The sequence below is a fragment of the Azospirillum sp. CT11-132 genome (genome assembly GCF_047302835.1).
Classification (GTDB): Bacteria; Pseudomonadota; Alphaproteobacteria; order Azospirillales; family Azospirillaceae; genus Azospirillum.
The window spans coordinates 378,609-395,104 of the sequence record NZ_JBGLZA010000001.1 but is presented as its reverse complement, the minus strand read 5'-3'; the positions used below and the strand labels follow the sequence as shown (position 1 = coordinate 395,104).

Here is a 16,496-nt window from a genome sequence, read left to right as displayed (position 1 = left end):
GCCTCAGGCCTTGCCCTTGTTGTAGACGTCGAAGCAGACGGCGGCGAGCAGCACCAGACCCTTGATGACCTGCTGCCAGTCGATGCCGATGCCGACGATCGACATGCCGTTGTTCATCACGCCCATGATGAAGGCGCCGATCACCGCACCGGTCACCCGGCCGACGCCGCCCGAAGCCGAGGCGCCGCCGATGAAGCAGGCGGCGATCACGTCCAGTTCGAACGAGACGCCGGCCTTCGGCGTGGCGGTGTTGAGGCGGGCGGCAAAGATCAGGCCGGCCAGCGCCGCCAGCACGCCCATGTTCACGAAGGTGTAGAAGGACAGGCGGCGGGTATCGATGCCCGACAGCTTGGCCGCCTTCTCGTTGCCGCCCAGCGCGTAGATGCGCCGGCCGATGGTGGTGTCGCGGGTGACGAAGGCGTAGAGGCCGATCAGCAGCGCCATGATGATGAGGACGTTCGGCAGCCCTTTGTAGGTCGCCAGCAGCCAGCCGACATAGGAGACCACGGCGAACAGCCCGGCGCTCTTCAGCACGAACAGGACCAGCGGCTCCTGCTCGATGGCGAAGCGGTGGCGGCGGATGCGGGCGGCGACGCTGAAGGCGATCAGGATGGCCGGCGTCGCGATGCTCAGCAGAAGAGTGGTGGTGTGGAAGCCGGTGGTGCCGAAGATGTCCGGAATGAAGCCGGAGCTGAGGCGCTGGAACTCCACCGGGAAGGGACCGACGGACTGGCCGGCCAGCAGCGCGAGGCTGAGGCCGCGGAAGACCAGCATGCCGGCCAGCGTCACGATGAAGGACGGGATGCGGAAATAGGCGACCCAGTACCCTTGTGCCGCGCCGATGGCGGCGCCCGCGATCAGGCTGACGATGGCGGTGGGGACGAAGTGCCAGTGGAACTGCACCATCAGGATGGCGGCCAGCGCGCCGATGAAGCCGACGATGGACCCGACCGACAGGTCGATGTGCCCGGCGACGATCACCAGCAGCATGCCCAGCGCCATGATGACGATGTAGCTGTTCTGCAGGACGAGGTTGGTCAGGTTCAGCGGCTGCAGCAGCGTGCCGTTGGTCATGTATTGGAAGAACGCCACGATCGCCAGCAGCGAGATCAGCATGCCGTAATCGCGCATGTGGCTCTTCAGGAACTTGGCCATCGAAGCCTGGCGGGACGGCGCGGCGGGCATGTTCAGTTCGGCGCTCATTGCAGGGACTCCCGGACGGCTGCTGCCGGAGAATTGGCTGGTGATCTGGAGGCGGAGGACATGATGGCGTGCATGATCTTTTCCTGGCTGGCTTCCGCCGCCGGCATCTCGGCGACCAGCGCGCCTTCGTTCATCACGTAGATGCGGTCGGCGACGCCCAGAAGCTCCGGCAGTTCCGACGAGATCAGGATGACGCCGCGGCCCTCGGCCACCAGCTGGTTGACGATGGTGTAGATTTCATATTTGGCGCCGACGTCGATGCCGCGGGTCGGTTCGTCCAGGATCAGCACCTGCGGGTCGGCGAACAGCCATTTGCTGAGCACGACCTTCTGCTGGTTGCCGCCGGACAGGTTGACCGTCTGCTGGAACACGTCGGAGCAGCGGATGCGCAAACGGCGGCGGAAGTCGTTGGCGACCTCGATCTCGCGCTCGTGGTGGATGACGCCGCGCTTGGCGACGCCGTCCAGCTTGGCCAGCGTCACGTTGTGGCGGATGTCGTTGTCCAGAACGAGGCCGTAATGCTTGCGGTCCTCGGTGGCGTAGGCGAGGCCGCTGTCCATCGCCTTGCGGATGGTCGACACGTCGATCTCGCGCCCGGCGAGGAAGGCCTTGCCGCGGATGTTGCGGCCGTAAGAGCGGCCGAACAGGCTCATGGCGAATTCGGTGCGGCCGGCGCCCATCAGGCCGGCGATGCCCACCACCTCGCCCCGGCGGACATGCAGGTCGATGTCGCGCACGACGCGGCGGCCGGGATGGATCGGGTGGTCGGCGCTCCAGCCCTTCACCTCGAACAGGATGTTGCCGGGGTTGCTGGTGCGGCGCGGATAGCGGTCGGCAAGGTCGCGGCCGACCATGCCCTTGATGATGCGGTCCTGACTGATCGGCGCGTCGTGGCAGTCCAGCGTCTCCACCGTGGTGCCGTCGCGCAGGATCGTGACGCGGTCGGCGACCTTGGCGATCTCGTTCAGCTTGTGCGAGATCAGGATGGAGGAGATGCCCTGTTCCTTGAAGCGCAGCAGCAGGGCCAGCAGGGCGTCGCTGTCGCTTTCGTTCAGGCTGGCCGTCGGCTCGTCCAGGATCAGCAGCTTGACCTCCTTGGACAGGGCCTTGGCGATCTCCACCAGCTGCTGCTTGCCGACGCCGATGTCGGTGATCAGGGTTTCGGGGGAATCGGTTAGGCCGACCGTGCGCAGAAGCTCGCGCGCGCGGGCGGTGGCGGCGATCCAGTCGATCCGGCCGCGACCCAAAAATCCACTGGGGGCCTGCTCGTTGCCGAGAAACAGGTTCTCGGTGATCGACAGCAGTGGAACCAGCGCCAGTTCCTGATGGATGATGATGATGCCCAGCTTCTCGCTGTCGGCGATGCCGCGAAAGGCGACGGGCTGGCCGCGGAAGCGGATCTCGCCCTCGTAGGTGCCGTGCGGATAGACGCCGCTGAGCACCTTCATCAGCGTCGATTTGCCGGCGCCGTTCTCGCCGATCAGCGCGTGGATCTCCCCCTCGCGGACCGAGAGGTTGACGTTGTCGAGCGCCTTGACGCCCGGGAACGTCTTGGTGATGCCGCGCATCTCAAGAATGCTGTCCATTGATAAACCCCTGATCGCCCGATCCGCTCTTGGGCAGAGCGCGGGGGGGGCGCCGGTCGGCACCCCCGCTCCCCGCGCCGTTCACTCACTTGATCTGCGATTCCTTGTAATAGCCGCTGTCGACCAGGACCTGCTTCCAGTTGGAGGCGTCGACGCTGACCGGCTTCAGCAGATAGGAGGGAACCACCTTCTTGCCGTTGTCGTAGGTCTTGGTGTCGTTGACCTGCGGCTTGCGGCCGGCCAACAGGTCGTCGACCATGCCCACCGTGACCTTCGCCAGTTCGCGGGTGTCCTTGAAGACGGTGGAGCGCTGCTCGCCCGCCAGGATCGACTTGACCGACGGCACCTCGGCGTCCTGGCCGGTGACGACCGGCATCGGCTGCTGCGGGGTGCCATAGCCGACACCCTTCAGCGACGAGATGATGCCGATGCTGAGCCCGTCATAGGGCGACAGCACGGCGTCCAGCTTCTTGTCGCCGTAATAGGCGCTGAGCAGGTTGTCCATGCGGGCCTGGGCGACGGCGCCGTCCCAGCGCAGGGTGGACACCTTGTCCATGCCGATCTGGCCGCTCTGCACCTTCAGCTTGCCGCTGTCGATGTAGGGCTGAAGCACCGACATGGCGCCGTTGTAGAAGAAGTAGGCGTTGTTGTCGTCGGGCGAGCCGCCGAACAGCTCGATGTTGAACGGACCCTTGCCGTCCTTGAGGCCGAGAGCCTTCTCGATGTAGGAGGCCTGGAGGACGCCGACCTGGAAGTTGTCGAAGGTGGCGTAGTAATCGACGTTCGGCGAATTGCGGATCAGCCGGTCGTAGGCGATGACCTTGACGCCCTGTTCCGCCGCCTTCTGCAGCACGTCGGTCAGCGTCGTCCCGTCGATTGCGGCGATCACCAGAACCTTGTCGTTCTTGGTGACCATGTTCTCGATCTGGGCGAGCTGGTTGGGGATGTCGTCCTCTGCATATTGCAGATCGGTCTTGTATCCCTTTTCCTGGAAATACTTGACCATGTTGTTGCCGTCGTCGATCCAGCGCGCCGACGACTTGGTCGGCATGGCGATGCCGACGGTCGGCTTGTCCTGGGCCATGGCCGGGACGAGAGCGCTGGTGGCGACGAGCAGGCCGACGGCGAGGCCGGCGAACTTGGAGCTGAAAGAAGACCCTTTAGGAGACGACATGGACCGGAATCCTCCCCGTTACTGCGGCACGCGATACGCCGCCCCCGCGTTCTGTGGCGCGGATGGCGTCGGACGCGATGGTTTGTGTCCCTAGCAATCCTCCGTTTTCCCATAACTGTCAAATATGATTATTCGGCAAATCGATATGCATTTAGGTATCGGCCGTCACAGCGCGGCGGCGGTGGCCGACATCAGGCGCATCTTGAGCTCCGACGCCGCGCGCACCGCCGACAGCACGGTGCGGGCGCCGGGCGACAGCGGCCGGTCCTTCAGCCAGAAGATGCCGTAGGGTTCGACGCTGAAGCGCTTGTGGAAGGGCATGATGGCGCAGCAGCCGCTGGGCGAGAACACCTGGGCCAGCGCGCGGGCGAAGACGGTGATCGACTCGGTTTCCGCCACCATCGCCATCGAAATGACGGGAGAGGCGCTTTCGATCACCCGGTGCGGCAGCCGGGCGCCTTCGGCCCGGAACAGCGCCTCCACCCGGTCGCGCAGCAGCGTGCCGACCGGCTGCAGGATCCAGGTGGCGTCGGACAGGTCGGCGGCGGTCAGCGGACGGCCCAGCTGCAGAAGGGGGTTGCCCTCGCGGCAGATGAAGCACAGCTCTTCGCTGCTGATTTCCTGATATTCGAAGGCGGTGGGGTCGAAATGGCCGGGCAGGCGGCCGATGGCGAAATCCATCACCCCCTGATGGACACGGTCGGCCAGAACGTCGCTGGTCTCCACCGCCACCGCGACCTTCAGGTTGGGATGCTCGCGGGTCAGGCTGCTGATGACCGGCACCACCAGCTCCACCGCCGGGGCCATCACCGTGCCGATCGACACCCGGCCGCTGTGGCCGGCGAGTAGGGCGTTCAGCTCCTCCCCCGTCTCCTGCAGCTCGCTGAGGATCATCCGGGCGTGGCGGATCATGAGGCTGCCGTACCAGTTCGGTTCGATGCCGCGGCCATGGCGGTCGAACAGCTCGATGCCCAGCGTTTCCTCCAGGTCGCCCAGCAGTTTGGAGGCGGCGGGCTGCGACATGTTCAGGCTGGCGGCGGCGCGGTGCAGGTTGCGGTGTTCGTCGAGCGCCGCGAACAGCTGGAGATGGCGCAGCTTAAGCCGTGCCTTCTGGAACCAGTTGGGTGAAAAGCGTTGCGGGGTCACGGGGGAATGCCTCCGGTGGGGCAGCGGCGTCGGGATCGGAAATGCCGGGATACGACATTTGATATCGCAAACGCCGATCTTCATATTGGACGATTATCAAGTGGCCCCTTATCGTTTGGGCCGTCAACAAATTTTGAAAAGGCCGCCGGCGAATGGCGGTCCGTCGGGGTGAGGGGGAGTACAGCGGCATGGCGCAGGAAGCGCGTTGCGTCTGGCAGGCCCGGGCGCTGCTGGGGGAAGGTCCGCTCTGGTCCCCGCGGCAGGATGCCGTCTATTTCGTCGATATCCGTGGTTCCCGCATCCTGCGCCACGGCCTGTCCGATGGTTCGCAGGCGGGATGGGACCTGGATGACGCCGCCTGCTGGCTGGTGGAGAGCGCCGATGGCGACGGCTTCATCGGGGGCTTGCGCTCGCGCCGGGTGGTCCGGCTGCGGCTGGAGCCGGGACAGGCGGCGGTTGCCGAAGAGATTGCGCGGATCGAGCCGGACATGCCGGGCAACCGGCTGAACGACGGCAAGGCAGACCGCGACGGCCGGCTGTGGGTCGGCAGCATGGACGATGCGGAGGAGGCGCCGGCCGGCAGCTTCTACCGCATCGACGGCGATGGCTCGGTCACGCGGGTCGATGAGGGCTACACCGTCGCCAACGGACCGGCGCTGTCGCCGGACGGGCGGACGATCTACCACACCGACAGCGCGGCGCGGACGGTCTACGCCTTCGACATCGGCGCCGACGGCGGCCTGTCGGGCAAGCGCGTCCACATCCGCTTCGCCGAGGCCGACGGCTATCCCGACGGCATGACCTGCGATGCCGAGGGCGGGCTGTGGATCGCCCATTGGGACGGCGCGCGCGTCAGCCGCTTCCGTCCCGACGGGACGCTGGACCGCGTGATCGCGCTGCCGGTGTCCCGCGTCACCTCCTGCGTCTTCGCCGGTCCCGATCTGGACCGGATGTTCATCACCACCGCGGCGCATGGCCGGGACGAGGAACCGCTGGCCGGCGCACTGTTCGAGTGCGATCCGGGCGTGCGCGGCCTGCCGGCCTGCGGGTTCGGACCCGCCTCGCGCTGACCGCCGACTGGATTTCGATAAAGGATACTTTCACCATGCCGCCCAGCGCACGCCCCTATCGCGGCGTTTTCCCCGTCGTCCCCACCATCTTCACTGAGTCGGGGGAGCTGGACCTCGACGGTCAGAAGCGCTGCGTCGACTTCATGATCGATGCCGGCTCCAGCGGCCTGTGCATCCTCGCCAACTTCTCCGAGCAGTTCGTGCTGACCGACGACGAGCGCACGGTGCTGATGGAGACGATGCTGGCCCATGTCGCCGGCCGGGTGCCGGTGATCGTCACCACCACCCATTTCAGCACCCGCGCCTGCGCCGAGCGCAGCCGCCGCGCCCAGGATCTCGGGGCCTCGATGGTGATGGTGATGCCGCCCTACCACGGCGCCACCATCCGCGTGCCGGAGGCCGGCATCGTCGAGTTCTTCCAGCGCGTTTCGGACGCCATCGACATCCCGATCATGATCCAGGACGCGCCGGTCAGCGGCACCGCACTGTCCGCGCCTCTGCTGGCGCGGATGGCGCGGGAGATCGCCAACGTCTCCTATTTCAAGATCGAGGTGCCGCAGGCGGCGGCGAAGCTGCGGACGCTGATCGAGCTGGGCGGCGACGCCATCGAAGGCCCCTGGGACGGCGAGGAGGCGATCACGCTGCTGGCCGACCTCGACGCCGGGGCGACCGGGGCGATGACCGGCGGCGGCTATCCCGACGGCATCCGGCAGATCCTCGATCCGTATCTGGCGGGCGACCGCGAGGCGGCGGTGGCGGCCTATGGGCGCTGGCTGCCGCTGATCAATCACGAGAACCGCCAGTGCGGCATCGCCACCGCGAAAATCCTGATGAAGGAGGGCGGCGTCATCAAGTCCGACGCGATGCGCCACCCGCTGGCCGGTCCGCACCCGATGAGCCGCGAGGGGTTGCTGGACGCGGCAAGGCGGCTCGATCCGCTGGTGCTGCGCTGGGGGCGGTAGGTCGTCGCGACGGGTGCCCCCTCCCCATCCCTCCCCCGCCTTTGGCGGGAGAGGGGGCAGGAGCTTTGCGAGGGTTCAGTAAAGGACGGCGGCAGTCCCCTCTCCCGCGATCGGATCGGCCTTCGGCCGACCGAGGGCGGGGGAGGGTTAGGGAGGGGGCAAAACGCCCCGACGAAGGAGACATCATGACCATCACCGGCGAGATGCTGATCGGCGCGAGCGCCCACCGCGGCGCCCAGGGCGAGTTCCGCGCCGTCGACCCCGCCACCGGCGAGGTGCTGGAGCCCGTCTTCGGCGGCGGCGGCGCGGCAGAGGTGGAGCGCGCCTGCGCCCTGGCCTGGGCCGCCTTCGACAGCTTCCGCGAGACCGGCCTGGAGCAGCGCGCGACCTTCCTCGAAACGGTCGCCCAGAACATCCTCGACATCGGCGACGACCTCATCACCCGCGCCATGGCCGAATCCGGCCTGCCGCGCCCCCGGCTGGAGGGCGAGCGTGGCCGCACCGTCGGCCAGCTCCGCCTGTTCGCCCAGGTCGTCCGCGAGGGCAGCTGGATCGAGGCCCGCATCGACCCGGCCCTGCCGGCGCGCACGCCGCTGCCCCGATCCGACATCCGCCAGCGCCACATCGCGCTGGGGCCGGTCGCGGTGTTCGGCGCGTCCAACTTCCCGCTCGCCTTCTCGGTGGCCGGTGGCGACACGGCCTCGGCCTTCGCCGCCGGCTGCCCGGTGGTGGTGAAGGGCCATGGCGCCCATCCCGGCACGTCGGAGCTGGTCGGCCGCGCCATCCAGGCGGCGGTCGCCTCCTGCGGCCTGCATGAGGGCGTCTTCTCCCTGCTGTTCGGCACCGGCAACGAGATCGGCACGGCGCTGGTCGCCGACCCGCGGATCAAGGCGGTCGGCTTCACCGGCTCGCGTCGTGGCGGGCTGGCGCTGATGGAGGTGGCGGCCCGGCGGCCGGAGCTGATCCCGGTCTATGCCGAGATGAGCAGCATCAACCCGGTCTTCCTGATGCCGGCGGCGCTGTCCTCGCGGGCCGAGGCTCTGGGCAAGGCGTTCGTCGCCTCGCTGACCATGGGCGCCGGGCAGTTCTGCACCAACCCCGGCATCCTGCTGGGCGTCGAAGGGCCGGACCTCGACCGCTTCGTCGATGCTGCGGTTGCGGCTCTCGGCGGCAGTGCGGCCTCGACCATGCTGACGCCGGGCATCCACGCTGCCTATGACGCCGGCGTCGCCAAGCTGGCCGGCAGCGGCGATGTGACGACGCTGGCGCGCGGTCTGGCCTGCAGCGGCCCGAACCAGGCGCAGGCGGCCTTCTTCACCACGACGGCCGACGCCTTCCTGGCCGACACCGAGTTGCAGGAGGAGGTGTTCGGCGCCGCGTCGCTGCTGATCCGCTGCCCGGACGTGGCGGCGATGAAAGCGGTGGCGGAAAAGCTGGAAGGGCAGCTGACGGCGACCTTGCAGATGGATGCGGAGGACAAGGGCGCGGTGGCGGGTCTGATCCCGACGCTGGAGCGCAAGGCTGGCCGCATCCTGGCGAACGGCTGGCCGACGGGGGTTGAGGTCTGCCACGCGATGGTGCATGGCGGCCCGTTCCCGGCGACCTCGGACCCGCGCAGCACCTCGGTCGGCACGCTGGCGATCCGCCGCTTCCTGCGCCCGGTCTGCTACCAGGACTTGCCGCCCGACCTGCTGCCGGAGCCCTTGCGCGACGGCAACCCGCTGGGGCTGTGGCGGCGCATCGACGGAAAACTCGGACAGGACTGACCGACACCAGCAACCCGCAACGGCTGCGTCAGAGGGAGCGCTGACGCAGAGCAAACCGTCGGAGCCGGCCGTGTGCCGGGTTCGGCGGCCGGGGACGGCGTGCGTCCGCGCACGGCCGAAGCACCGCTCCCGCAAACGGTACCGAAGCAAGAACAAACCGCATTAAGAGGAAACCCTGATGGTGAGATCCGCTCTACTGCTTGGCGCAGCCACCCTTTCGCTCGTCTCCGTCATGGCGGCCGGCCCGGCCTCCGCCCAGTCGAAGTTCGACGTCGTCATTGGCGGCGACGCCTATTTCGAAGCCGGCTATGTCGACCAGGACCGTGACGCCGGCCTGCGCTCCACCGAGTTCCGCAACCGGCTGCGCCTGCTGGTGACGCCGAAGGCCAAGGCCGACAACGGGCTGGAATATGGCGCCCGCCTGCGCCTGCTGGCCGAGAACGGCACCAGCAACGCCCGCACCGCCACCTATGACCGCGCCTTCCTGTTCGTCAACGGCAGCTTCGGCACTGTGCATATGGGCGTGGAGAACGGCCCGTCCGACGACAGCGGCATCATCGCCCCGTCCGACTGGGGCACCGGCGGCGTCGACGGCTCCTTCCCGTCCTGGCTCGGCAACAGCGCGGCCAATTCGCCGGTTACCATCGGCAACATCCGCGCCCTGATCTCCGGCAACCCTGCCACCCGCGCCACCTACTGGACGCCGGAGATCGCCGGCTTCAAGCTCGGCGCCTCCTACCAGCCGTCGTCGGACAGCAGCGGCACCGACGTCAACCGCTCCAAGTTCGCGCTGGCCTCGGCCAACCGCACCGGCGCCTATCGCGACGTCTACGAGGTCGGCGGCACCTACACCAACAACTTCGGCGGCGTCGCGGTCAATGCCAGCCTGTTCTACCTGGGCGGCAAGGCCAAGGACTCCAGCATCACCGGGGCGAGCTTCGACGATCTGTCCTCCACCCATGCCGGCCTGACCGTGGCCTATGGCGGGCTGAAGGTCGGCGGCAGCTATGCCTGGTCGGGCGACAGCGGCTATGCCAAGTCCAGCACCGCCGGCATCGTCAGCCGCGAGAAGCAGGACGTCTGGACGGCCGGCGCGCAGTACACCTTCGGCCCCACCACGCTGGGCGTCGGTTACCTGAACGCCAAGGACGCCGGCGACCTGACCGTGCGCGGCCGGACCAAGTTCGAGCTGATCACCGTCGGCGCCAAGTATGTCGTCGCCCCCGGCTTCGCCATCGGGCCGGAATACAACCACTTCAAGCTCAGCTCCGACGTCGCCGCCAACAGCGACAAGGGCGACATGTTCCTGGTCCAGGCGAATCTTGCCTTCTAAGGGCCTCGCCTTCTAAGGGCCTCGCCCTCTGATACCGGCCGGTTGACGTCCTGGCCCTTTCTTTCGGCTTCGCGCCGCCCGCGGTGTTGCTCTCCATCCCGCCGCGGCGGTTGCGTCCCGGCGCGCTCTCCCTCGGGTGCGTCGGCCCTGTTCCGGACTGGAGCAGGGTCACCTTACGGCCGGGCGGCCTTGCGCTGCCCGGCCGTTTTTTCGACCTGACTTTTTCGCCTGATTTTGGGCCGGCCATATTCTTTTCGACATCGTTCAGGTCGAGAATCGTATTGGACAGTTATGGTTCTGTGTACTTAAAGTAGGCATGACGAACAATTTCGGACCGGGCTGCGATCAGGAAAATTCCGCGCCCGTCCCGTCGCCTGCCTCCATCCAGCAAGCACCGCAATAAATCCTCGCCATAAAACCTCAGGGAGTGAAACGGATGTCCAGGAAATGGGTGATCTCCGCCGCCACCGCCGCCGCGGCGCTGTTCATCGGGTTGGGCGCCGTCCAGGCCGCCGATGCCAAGAAGCTGGTCGTCGGCTTCTCGCAGATCGGATCGGAATCGGGCTGGCGCGCGGCCGAGACGAAAACCGCCAAGACGGAAGCCGAGAAGCGCGGGATCGACCTCAAGATCTCCGACGCCCAGCAGAAGCAGGAGAACCAGATCAAAGCCGTGCGGTCCTTCGTCGCCCAGGGCGTCGACGCGATCTTCATCGCGCCGGTGGTGGCGACCGGCTGGGATTCGGTGCTGAAGGAGGCCAAGGAGGCGAAGATCCCGGTCATGCTGCTCGACCGCCAGATCGAGACCAAGGACCAGAGCCTGTACATGACCGCCGTCACCTCCGACACCGTGCATGAGGGCCGCGTGGCGGGCGAATGGCTGGCCAAGAAGACCGGCGGCAAATGCGCGGTGGTGGAACTGCAGGGCACCGTCGGCTCCTCGCCCGCCATCAACCGCAAGAAGGGATTCGACGAGATCGTCGCCAAGAATCCGGGGATGAAGATCATCCGCACCCAGTCCGGCGACTTCACCCGCGCCAAGGGCAAGGAGGTGATGGAGAGCTTCATCAAGGCCGAGAATGGCGGCAAGGGCATCTGCGCCGTCTACGCCCACAACGACGACATGGCGGTCGGCGCCATCCAGGCGATCAAGGAAGCCGGCCTGAAGCCGGGCCAGGACATCCTGGTCGTGTCCATCGACGGTGTGCCCGACATCTTCAAGGCGATGTCCGAAGGCGAGGCGAATGCCACGGTGGAGCTGACGCCGAACATGGCCGGCCCGGCCTTCGACGCGCTGATCGCCTACAAGAAGGACGGCAAGATGCCGCCGAAGTGGATCCAGACGGAATCGAAGCTGTTCACGCCCGACACCGCCAAGGAAGAGTATGAGCGCCGCAAGGACGCTTATTGATCGGGGGGTGAAGTCTCCCTCTCCCGTCCCGGGAGAGGGAAGGGGCCCGCCGCGAAGCGGTGGGGAGGGTGAGGGGTGATCCAAGGAACCATGCGGTTCAGAATTCTTGGGCCACCCCTCACCCTCCCCACTTCGTGGGTCCCCTCCCTCTCCCGGGACGGGAGAGGGCTGCGTCTTCCCACATTGTTTCTCCGCGCTTCCGGCGAGGTCCGCCATGACGGCATCCACCGCTCCTCCCTCCGCGCCGCTGCTGGCGATCCGCGGGCTGTCCAAGGCCTTTCTCGGCGTCCAGGCGCTCGACGGCGTCGATTTCACCCTGCGCCATGGCGAAATCCATGCCCTGCTGGGCGAGAACGGCGCCGGCAAATCGACGCTCATCAAGACGCTGACCGGCGTCTACCAGCGCGATGGCGGCACCGTGGCGCTTGAGGGACGGGAGATCGCGCCGCGCGGGGTGGAGGAGGCGCAGCGCCTGCACATCGGCACCGTCTATCAGGAGGTGAACCTGCTGCCCAACCTGTCGGTGGCGGAGAACCTGTTCCTGGGGCGCCAGCCGATGCGCTTCGGGCTGGTCGACCGTGGCGCCATGCGGCGGCGGGCGCGTGCCATCCTGATGCCCTACGGCCTGTCGATCGACGTGACGGCGCCGCTCGGCCGCTTTTCGGTGGCGACCCAGCAGATCATCGCCATCGCGCGCGCGGTCGACATGTCGGCCAAGGTGCTGATCCTCGACGAGCCCACCGCCAGCCTGGACGCGCAGGAGGTGGCGGTGCTGTTCAAGGTGATGCGGACCCTGCGGTCGCGCGGGATCGGCATCGTCTTCGTCACCCATTTCCTCGATCAGGTCTATGAAGTCTGCGACCGCATCACCGTGCTGCGCAACGGCCGGCTGGTGGGTGAGCGGCGGACGGCCGAGCTGCCGCGCCTGGATCTGGTCGCCATGATGCTGGGGCGGGAGCTGGAGGCGGCGGCGCACCGCATCGACCTCGGCCCGGCGGAGGTGGACAGCCGTCCGCCGCTGGCGCGTTTCAAGGGATTCGGCAAGTCGCGCAGCGTCGAGCCCTTCGACCTCGACATCCGTCCCGGCGAGGTGGTGGCGCTGGCCGGTCTGCTGGGATCGGGGCGGACCGAAACGGTGCGGCTGGTCTTCGGCATGGACCGCGCCGACCAGGGCGAGGCGACCGTCGATGGCCGTCCGGTGCGGCTGAAGGGGCCGCGCGACGCCGTGCGGCTCGGCTTCGGCTTCTGTCCGGAGGACCGCAAGAAGGAGGGCATCGTCGGCGAGCTGTCGGTGCGGGAGAACATCATCCTGGCGCTGCAGGCGCGGCAGGGCTGGCTGAAGCCGATCCCGCGCCGCCGGCAGGAGGAGATCGCCGACCGCTTCATCCGCCTGCTCGACATCCGCACGCCGGACGCCGAACGGCCGATCCAGCTGCTCTCGGGCGGCAACCAGCAGAAGGCGCTGCTGGCGCGCTGGCTGGCGACCGAGCCGCGGCTGCTGATCCTCGACGAGCCGACGCGCGGCATCGACGTGGGCGCGCATGCCGAGATCATCCGCCTGATCGAGCGGCTGTGCGCCGACGGCATGGCGCTGCTGGTGGTGTCGTCGGAGCTTGAGGAGATCGTCGCCTACAGCCGCCGCGTCGTCGTGCTGCGCGACCGCCGCCATGTGGCGGAACTGAGGGGAGGGGAGGTCAGCGTGGAGCGCATCGTCGCCGCCATCGCGTCCGAGACGCCGAATGCAGCCGGATCGGGCTCAGAGGTGCGGCAATGACGCTGTCCGCTCCCGGCCCGTCGCGCAACCTGCCGCAATATGGCGCGCTGGTCGCCGTTCTGCTGGCCAACTGGCTGCTGTTTCCCGATTTCTTCGCGATCCGTCTGCAGGACGGCCGGCTGTTCGGCAGCCTGATCGACGTGCTGAACCGCGGCGCGCCGGTGGCGCTGCTCGCCATCGGCATGACGATGGTCATCGCCACCCGCGGCGTCGACCTGTCGGTGGGTGCGGTCATGGCGATCTCCGGCGCCATCGCCGCCACCATGACCGGGGCGGGCTGGGGCCTGCCGGCGGTGCTGGCGGCGTCGCTGGCGGCCGGGCTGCTGTGCGGGCTGTGGAACGGGCTGCTGGTGGCAGTGCTGCGCATCCAGCCGATCATCGCCACCCTGATCCTGATGGTCGCCGGGCGCGGCATCGCCCAGTTGGTGACGGAGGGGCAGATCGTCACCTTCACCAGCCCGGCGCTCGCCTTCATCGGCGGCGGATCCTTCCTGACCGTGCCGATGCCGGTGGTCATCACCGTGGCGCTGCTGGCGGTGACGGCGCTGCTGGTGCGGGCGACTGCGCTGGGGCTGATGATCGAGGCGGTCGGCATCAACCGGCTGTCCAGCGCCGGGGCCGGCGTCAATACGCCGGTGGTGCTGGTCGCCGTCTATGTCTGGTGCGGGCTGTGCGCCGCGGTCGCCGGGCTGATCGTCACCGCCGACATCCGCGGCGCCGACGCCAACAATGCCGGGCTGTGGCTGGAGCTGGACGCCATCCTGGCGGTGGTGGTCGGCGGCACGTCGCTGCTGGGCGGGCGTTTCGGGCTGGTGATGTCGGTGGTTGGGGCGCTGATCATCCAGGCGATGAACACCGGCATCCTGCTGAGCGGCTTCAAGCCGGAATTCAACCTGATCGTCAAGGCGGGCGTCCTGCTGGTCGTCCTGCTGCTGCAATCGCCGACGCTGACCCTGTTCCTGCCGCACCCGAAGGGGGCGCGGCCGATGGCCAGGGTCAAGCCGCCGGTGGCGCCGACCAGCGGAGGGGCTAAGCCATGACCAGTGCACTCCAGCGGTTCCTTCCCCTGATCGTCACCACCGCCGTGCTGGTGGTCGGGTTCCTGCTGTGCGCGGCGCAGTTCCCCAACTTCGCCTCCTGGCGGGTGGTGGGCAACCTTTTGACCGACAACGCCTTTCTCGGGATTACGGCGGTCGGCATGACCTTCGTCATCCTGTCCGGCGGGATCGACCTGTCGGTGGGGGCGGTGATCGGCTTCACCACCGTGCTGCTGGCCGTGCTGATCGAGCATGGCGGCTGGCACCCGCTGGCCGCCTTCGCCGTCGCGCTGATCGCCGCCGGCGGCTTCGGCGCGGCGATGGGCGGGGTGATTCATGTCTTCCAGATGCCGCCCTTCATCGTCACGCTGGCCGGCATGTTCATCGCCCGCGGCCTGGGCTTCGTCCTGACCACCGATTCGGTGCCGATCAACCATCCGCTCTATGGCGAGCTGAACGACATCGCGCTGCGCTTCGGCGCCGGCGGCAAGCTCAGCCTGCCGGCGATGCTGATGCTGGGGGTGGTGGTCGCGGCGGTTGTGTTGGCGCACTGGACCCGCTTCGGCGCCAACCTCTACGCGCTGGGCGGCAACCGGCAGTCGGCGGAGCTGATGGGCGTGCCGGTCGGGCGGACCACGGTGGCGGTCTATGCGCTGTCGGGGCTGCTGGCTGGGCTGGCGGGGATCGTCTTCTCGCTCTACACCGGAGCGGGATACTCGCTGGCGGCGACGGGGGTGGAATTGGACACCATCACCGCGGTGGTGATCGGCGGCACCCAGCTGACCGGCGGCTATGGCTATGTCGTCGGCACCTTCGTCGGGGTGCTGATCCAGGGGCTGATCCAGACCTACATCACCTTCGACGGCACCTTGAGCAGCTGGTGGACCAAGATCGCCATTGGTGTGCTGCTGTTCGTCTTCATCCTGTTGCAGAAGGGTCTGCTGACGGTCTGGGCCGGCCGCGGCGGCGAACCGGCGGAGGCGTGATGCCCATCGAGAGTTTCCTGTTCGATACCGTCGAGGGGCGGCCGGTGGAGGGGTTCACCCTTTCCGCCGGCGGGCTGGAGGCGACCGTCATCGCCCATGGCGCCCGGCTGGTGCGGATGATGGTGCCCGGCCGCGACGGGAACAGAGCCGATGTGGTGCTGGGCTTCGACCGGCTGTCCGATTACCTGGCGAGCGACGCCTATTTCGGCGCCACCTGCGGCCGCTACGGCAACCGCATCGGCGGTGCGGCCTTCGCGCTCGACGGTGTGCGCCATGAGCTGGCCGTCAACGAGCCGCCAAACCAGCTGCATGGCGGACCGGAGGGGTTCGATCGGCGCATCTGGGAGGCCGAGGTCGATGAGGCGGAGAACGCCGTCACCTTCACGCATGAGTCGCCGGATGGCGACCAGGGCTATCCGGGGACGCTGACGGCGAGCACGCGCTACCAGTTGAGCGATGACGGAGTGCTGGACATCCGGATGACGGCGACGACCGACCGGCCGACCATCGTCAACATCGTCCATCACAGCTACTGGAACCTCGGGGGCCATGCCTCCGGCGATCTGCGCGACCATCAGCTGACGGTGCGGGGCGGCTTCACCACGCCGGTCGGTGCCGACCTGATCCCGACGGGGGAGGTGCGGCCGGTGGACGGCACGGCCTTCGACCTGCGTGGTGGGGTGGAGCTGGGCGAGGCGCTGGAGGCGGTCGGCGGCTTCGGCTTCGACCATAACTGGTGCCTGGACGGTCCGGCGGGGGAGCTGCGGCCGGTGGCGGTGCTGGAGCATCCGGCATCCGGCCGGCGGATGGAGCTGGCGACCGACCAGCCGGGCTTGCAGGTCTACAGCGGCGGCTATCTCAGCGAAAAAATCGTGGGGAAGGGCGGACAACCCTACCGACGCTTCGCCGGGCTGGCGCTGGAGAGTCAGCGGTTTCCCAACAGCCCGAACATCGGCCATTTCCCGTCGGCGCGGCTCGATCCCGGCGAAACCTACCGCCATCGGATGCGGCTGCGATTCAGGGCGGACTGAACGGAATCGGGGAACCGTCC

At 67.9% G+C, this 16,496-nt stretch carries 13 protein-coding genes; 9 read left to right on the top strand and 4 right to left on the bottom strand.

Translation table 11 applies throughout. The annotated features are described in order from the left end of the window. Positions 1 to 3: 3 nt before the first annotated feature. The 4 genes from mmsB to ACCD06_RS01715 all read right to left on the bottom strand — a co-directional run bounded on the left by mmsB (position 4) and on the right by ACCD06_RS01715 (position 5,109). A complete protein-coding gene (gene mmsB, locus ACCD06_RS01730) occupies positions 4 to 1,203 on the bottom strand; it encodes a multiple monosaccharide ABC transporter permease (RefSeq protein WP_109156361.1) in 1,200 nt (399 codons plus the stop codon). Continuing rightward, the gene (gene mmsA, locus ACCD06_RS01725) at positions 1,200 to 2,789 is read right to left on the bottom strand and encodes a multiple monosaccharide ABC transporter ATP-binding protein (RefSeq protein WP_413338286.1); all 1,590 of its coding nucleotides are present in this window, start codon (positions 2,787 to 2,789) and stop codon (positions 1,200 to 1,202) included. Before mmsA ends, mmsB begins: the two co-directional genes overlap by 4 nt. Before the next feature lie 85 nt (positions 2,790 to 2,874). Beyond that, positions 2,875 to 3,963 (bottom strand): multiple monosaccharide ABC transporter substrate-binding protein, encoded by a 1,089-nt coding sequence (gene chvE / locus ACCD06_RS01720; protein ID WP_413338284.1) that lies wholly within the window; start codon positions 3,961 to 3,963, stop codon positions 2,875 to 2,877. Positions 3,964 to 4,128: 165 nt separating this feature from the next. Beyond that, positions 4,129 to 5,109, bottom strand: coding sequence for a LysR family transcriptional regulator (locus ACCD06_RS01715; protein ID WP_413338282.1), 981 nt, complete (start codon positions 5,107 to 5,109; stop codon positions 4,129 to 4,131). A 188-nt stretch (positions 5,110 to 5,297) separates the two neighbouring features. Between ACCD06_RS01715 and ACCD06_RS01710 the strand changes: the two genes are divergently transcribed. From ACCD06_RS01710 to ACCD06_RS01670, 9 genes are all read left to right on the top strand, one after another. Continuing rightward, entirely contained in the window at positions 5,298 to 6,179 is an 882-nt protein-coding gene (locus tag ACCD06_RS01710; protein WP_413338280.1) for an SMP-30/gluconolactonase/LRE family protein, read from the top strand. A gap of 35 nt (positions 6,180 to 6,214) precedes the next feature. Further along, positions 6,215 to 7,141, top strand: coding sequence for a dihydrodipicolinate synthase family protein (locus ACCD06_RS01705; protein ID WP_413338278.1), 927 nt, complete (start codon positions 6,215 to 6,217; stop codon positions 7,139 to 7,141). A 185-nt stretch (positions 7,142 to 7,326) separates the two neighbouring features. Beyond that, entirely contained in the window at positions 7,327 to 8,907 is a 1,581-nt protein-coding gene (locus ACCD06_RS01700) for an aldehyde dehydrogenase (NADP(+)) (RefSeq protein ID WP_413338276.1), read from the top strand. Positions 8,908 to 9,085: 178 nt separating this feature from the next. Continuing rightward, positions 9,086 to 10,240 carry a porin gene (locus ACCD06_RS01695; RefSeq protein ID WP_136702427.1) on the top strand — a complete coding sequence of 385 codons (1,155 nt, stop codon included), beginning with the start codon at positions 9,086 to 9,088 and terminating at the stop codon, positions 10,238 to 10,240. Between the two features lie 436 nt (positions 10,241 to 10,676). Further along, positions 10,677 to 11,648, top strand: coding sequence for a galactofuranose ABC transporter, galactofuranose-binding protein YtfQ (ytfQ, locus tag ACCD06_RS01690; RefSeq protein WP_109155636.1), 972 nt, complete (start codon positions 10,677 to 10,679; stop codon positions 11,646 to 11,648). A gap of 214 nt (positions 11,649 to 11,862) precedes the next feature. Beyond that, entirely contained in the window at positions 11,863 to 13,422 is a 1,560-nt protein-coding gene (gene ytfR, locus ACCD06_RS01685) for a galactofuranose ABC transporter, ATP-binding protein YtfR (protein ID WP_413338273.1), read from the top strand. Next, positions 13,419 to 14,462, top strand: a complete 1,044-nt coding sequence (locus tag ACCD06_RS01680; protein ID WP_413338271.1) for an ABC transporter permease — start codon at positions 13,419 to 13,421, stop codon at positions 14,460 to 14,462. The genes ytfR and ACCD06_RS01680 overlap by 4 nt, the downstream gene beginning before the upstream one ends. Further along, complete coding sequence (yjfF, locus tag ACCD06_RS01675; protein WP_085091061.1) at positions 14,459 to 15,445, top strand: galactofuranose ABC transporter, permease protein YjfF; 987 nt, start codon at positions 14,459 to 14,461, stop codon at positions 15,443 to 15,445. Before ACCD06_RS01680 ends, yjfF begins: the two co-directional genes overlap by 4 nt. After that, positions 15,445 to 16,476, top strand: a complete 1,032-nt coding sequence (locus ACCD06_RS01670) for an aldose epimerase family protein (RefSeq protein WP_413338269.1) — start codon at positions 15,445 to 15,447, stop codon at positions 16,474 to 16,476. The genes yjfF and ACCD06_RS01670 overlap by 1 nt, the downstream gene beginning before the upstream one ends. Positions 16,477 to 16,496 lie beyond the last annotated feature (20 nt).

Bases quoted from the DNA above. Each gene is read 5' to 3' on its own strand.
- mmsB (WP_109156361.1), bottom strand. From the start codon at position 1,203: ATGAGCGCCGAACTGAACATGCCCGCCGCGCCGTCCCGCCAGGCTTCG.
- mmsA (WP_413338286.1), bottom strand. From the start codon at position 2,789: ATGGACAGCATTCTTGAGATGCGCGGCATCACCAAGACGTTCCCGGGC.
- chvE (WP_413338284.1), bottom strand. From the start codon at position 3,963: ATGTCGTCTCCTAAAGGGTCTTCTTTCAGCTCCAAGTTCGCCGGCCTC.
- ACCD06_RS01710 (WP_413338280.1), top strand. From the start codon at position 5,298: ATGGCGCAGGAAGCGCGTTGCGTCTGGCAGGCCCGGGCGCTGCTGGGG.
- ACCD06_RS01705 (WP_413338278.1), top strand. From the start codon at position 6,215: ATGCCGCCCAGCGCACGCCCCTATCGCGGCGTTTTCCCCGTCGTCCCC.
- ACCD06_RS01700 (WP_413338276.1), top strand. From the start codon at position 7,327: ATGACCATCACCGGCGAGATGCTGATCGGCGCGAGCGCCCACCGCGGC.
- ACCD06_RS01695 (WP_136702427.1), top strand. From the start codon at position 9,086: ATGGTGAGATCCGCTCTACTGCTTGGCGCAGCCACCCTTTCGCTCGTC.
- ytfQ (WP_109155636.1), top strand. From the start codon at position 10,677: ATGTCCAGGAAATGGGTGATCTCCGCCGCCACCGCCGCCGCGGCGCTG.
- ytfR (WP_413338273.1), top strand. From the start codon at position 11,863: ATGACGGCATCCACCGCTCCTCCCTCCGCGCCGCTGCTGGCGATCCGC.
- ACCD06_RS01680 (WP_413338271.1), top strand. From the start codon at position 13,419: ATGACGCTGTCCGCTCCCGGCCCGTCGCGCAACCTGCCGCAATATGGC.
- yjfF (WP_085091061.1), top strand. From the start codon at position 14,459: ATGACCAGTGCACTCCAGCGGTTCCTTCCCCTGATCGTCACCACCGCC.
- ACCD06_RS01670 (WP_413338269.1), top strand. From the start codon at position 15,445: ATGCCCATCGAGAGTTTCCTGTTCGATACCGTCGAGGGGCGGCCGGTG.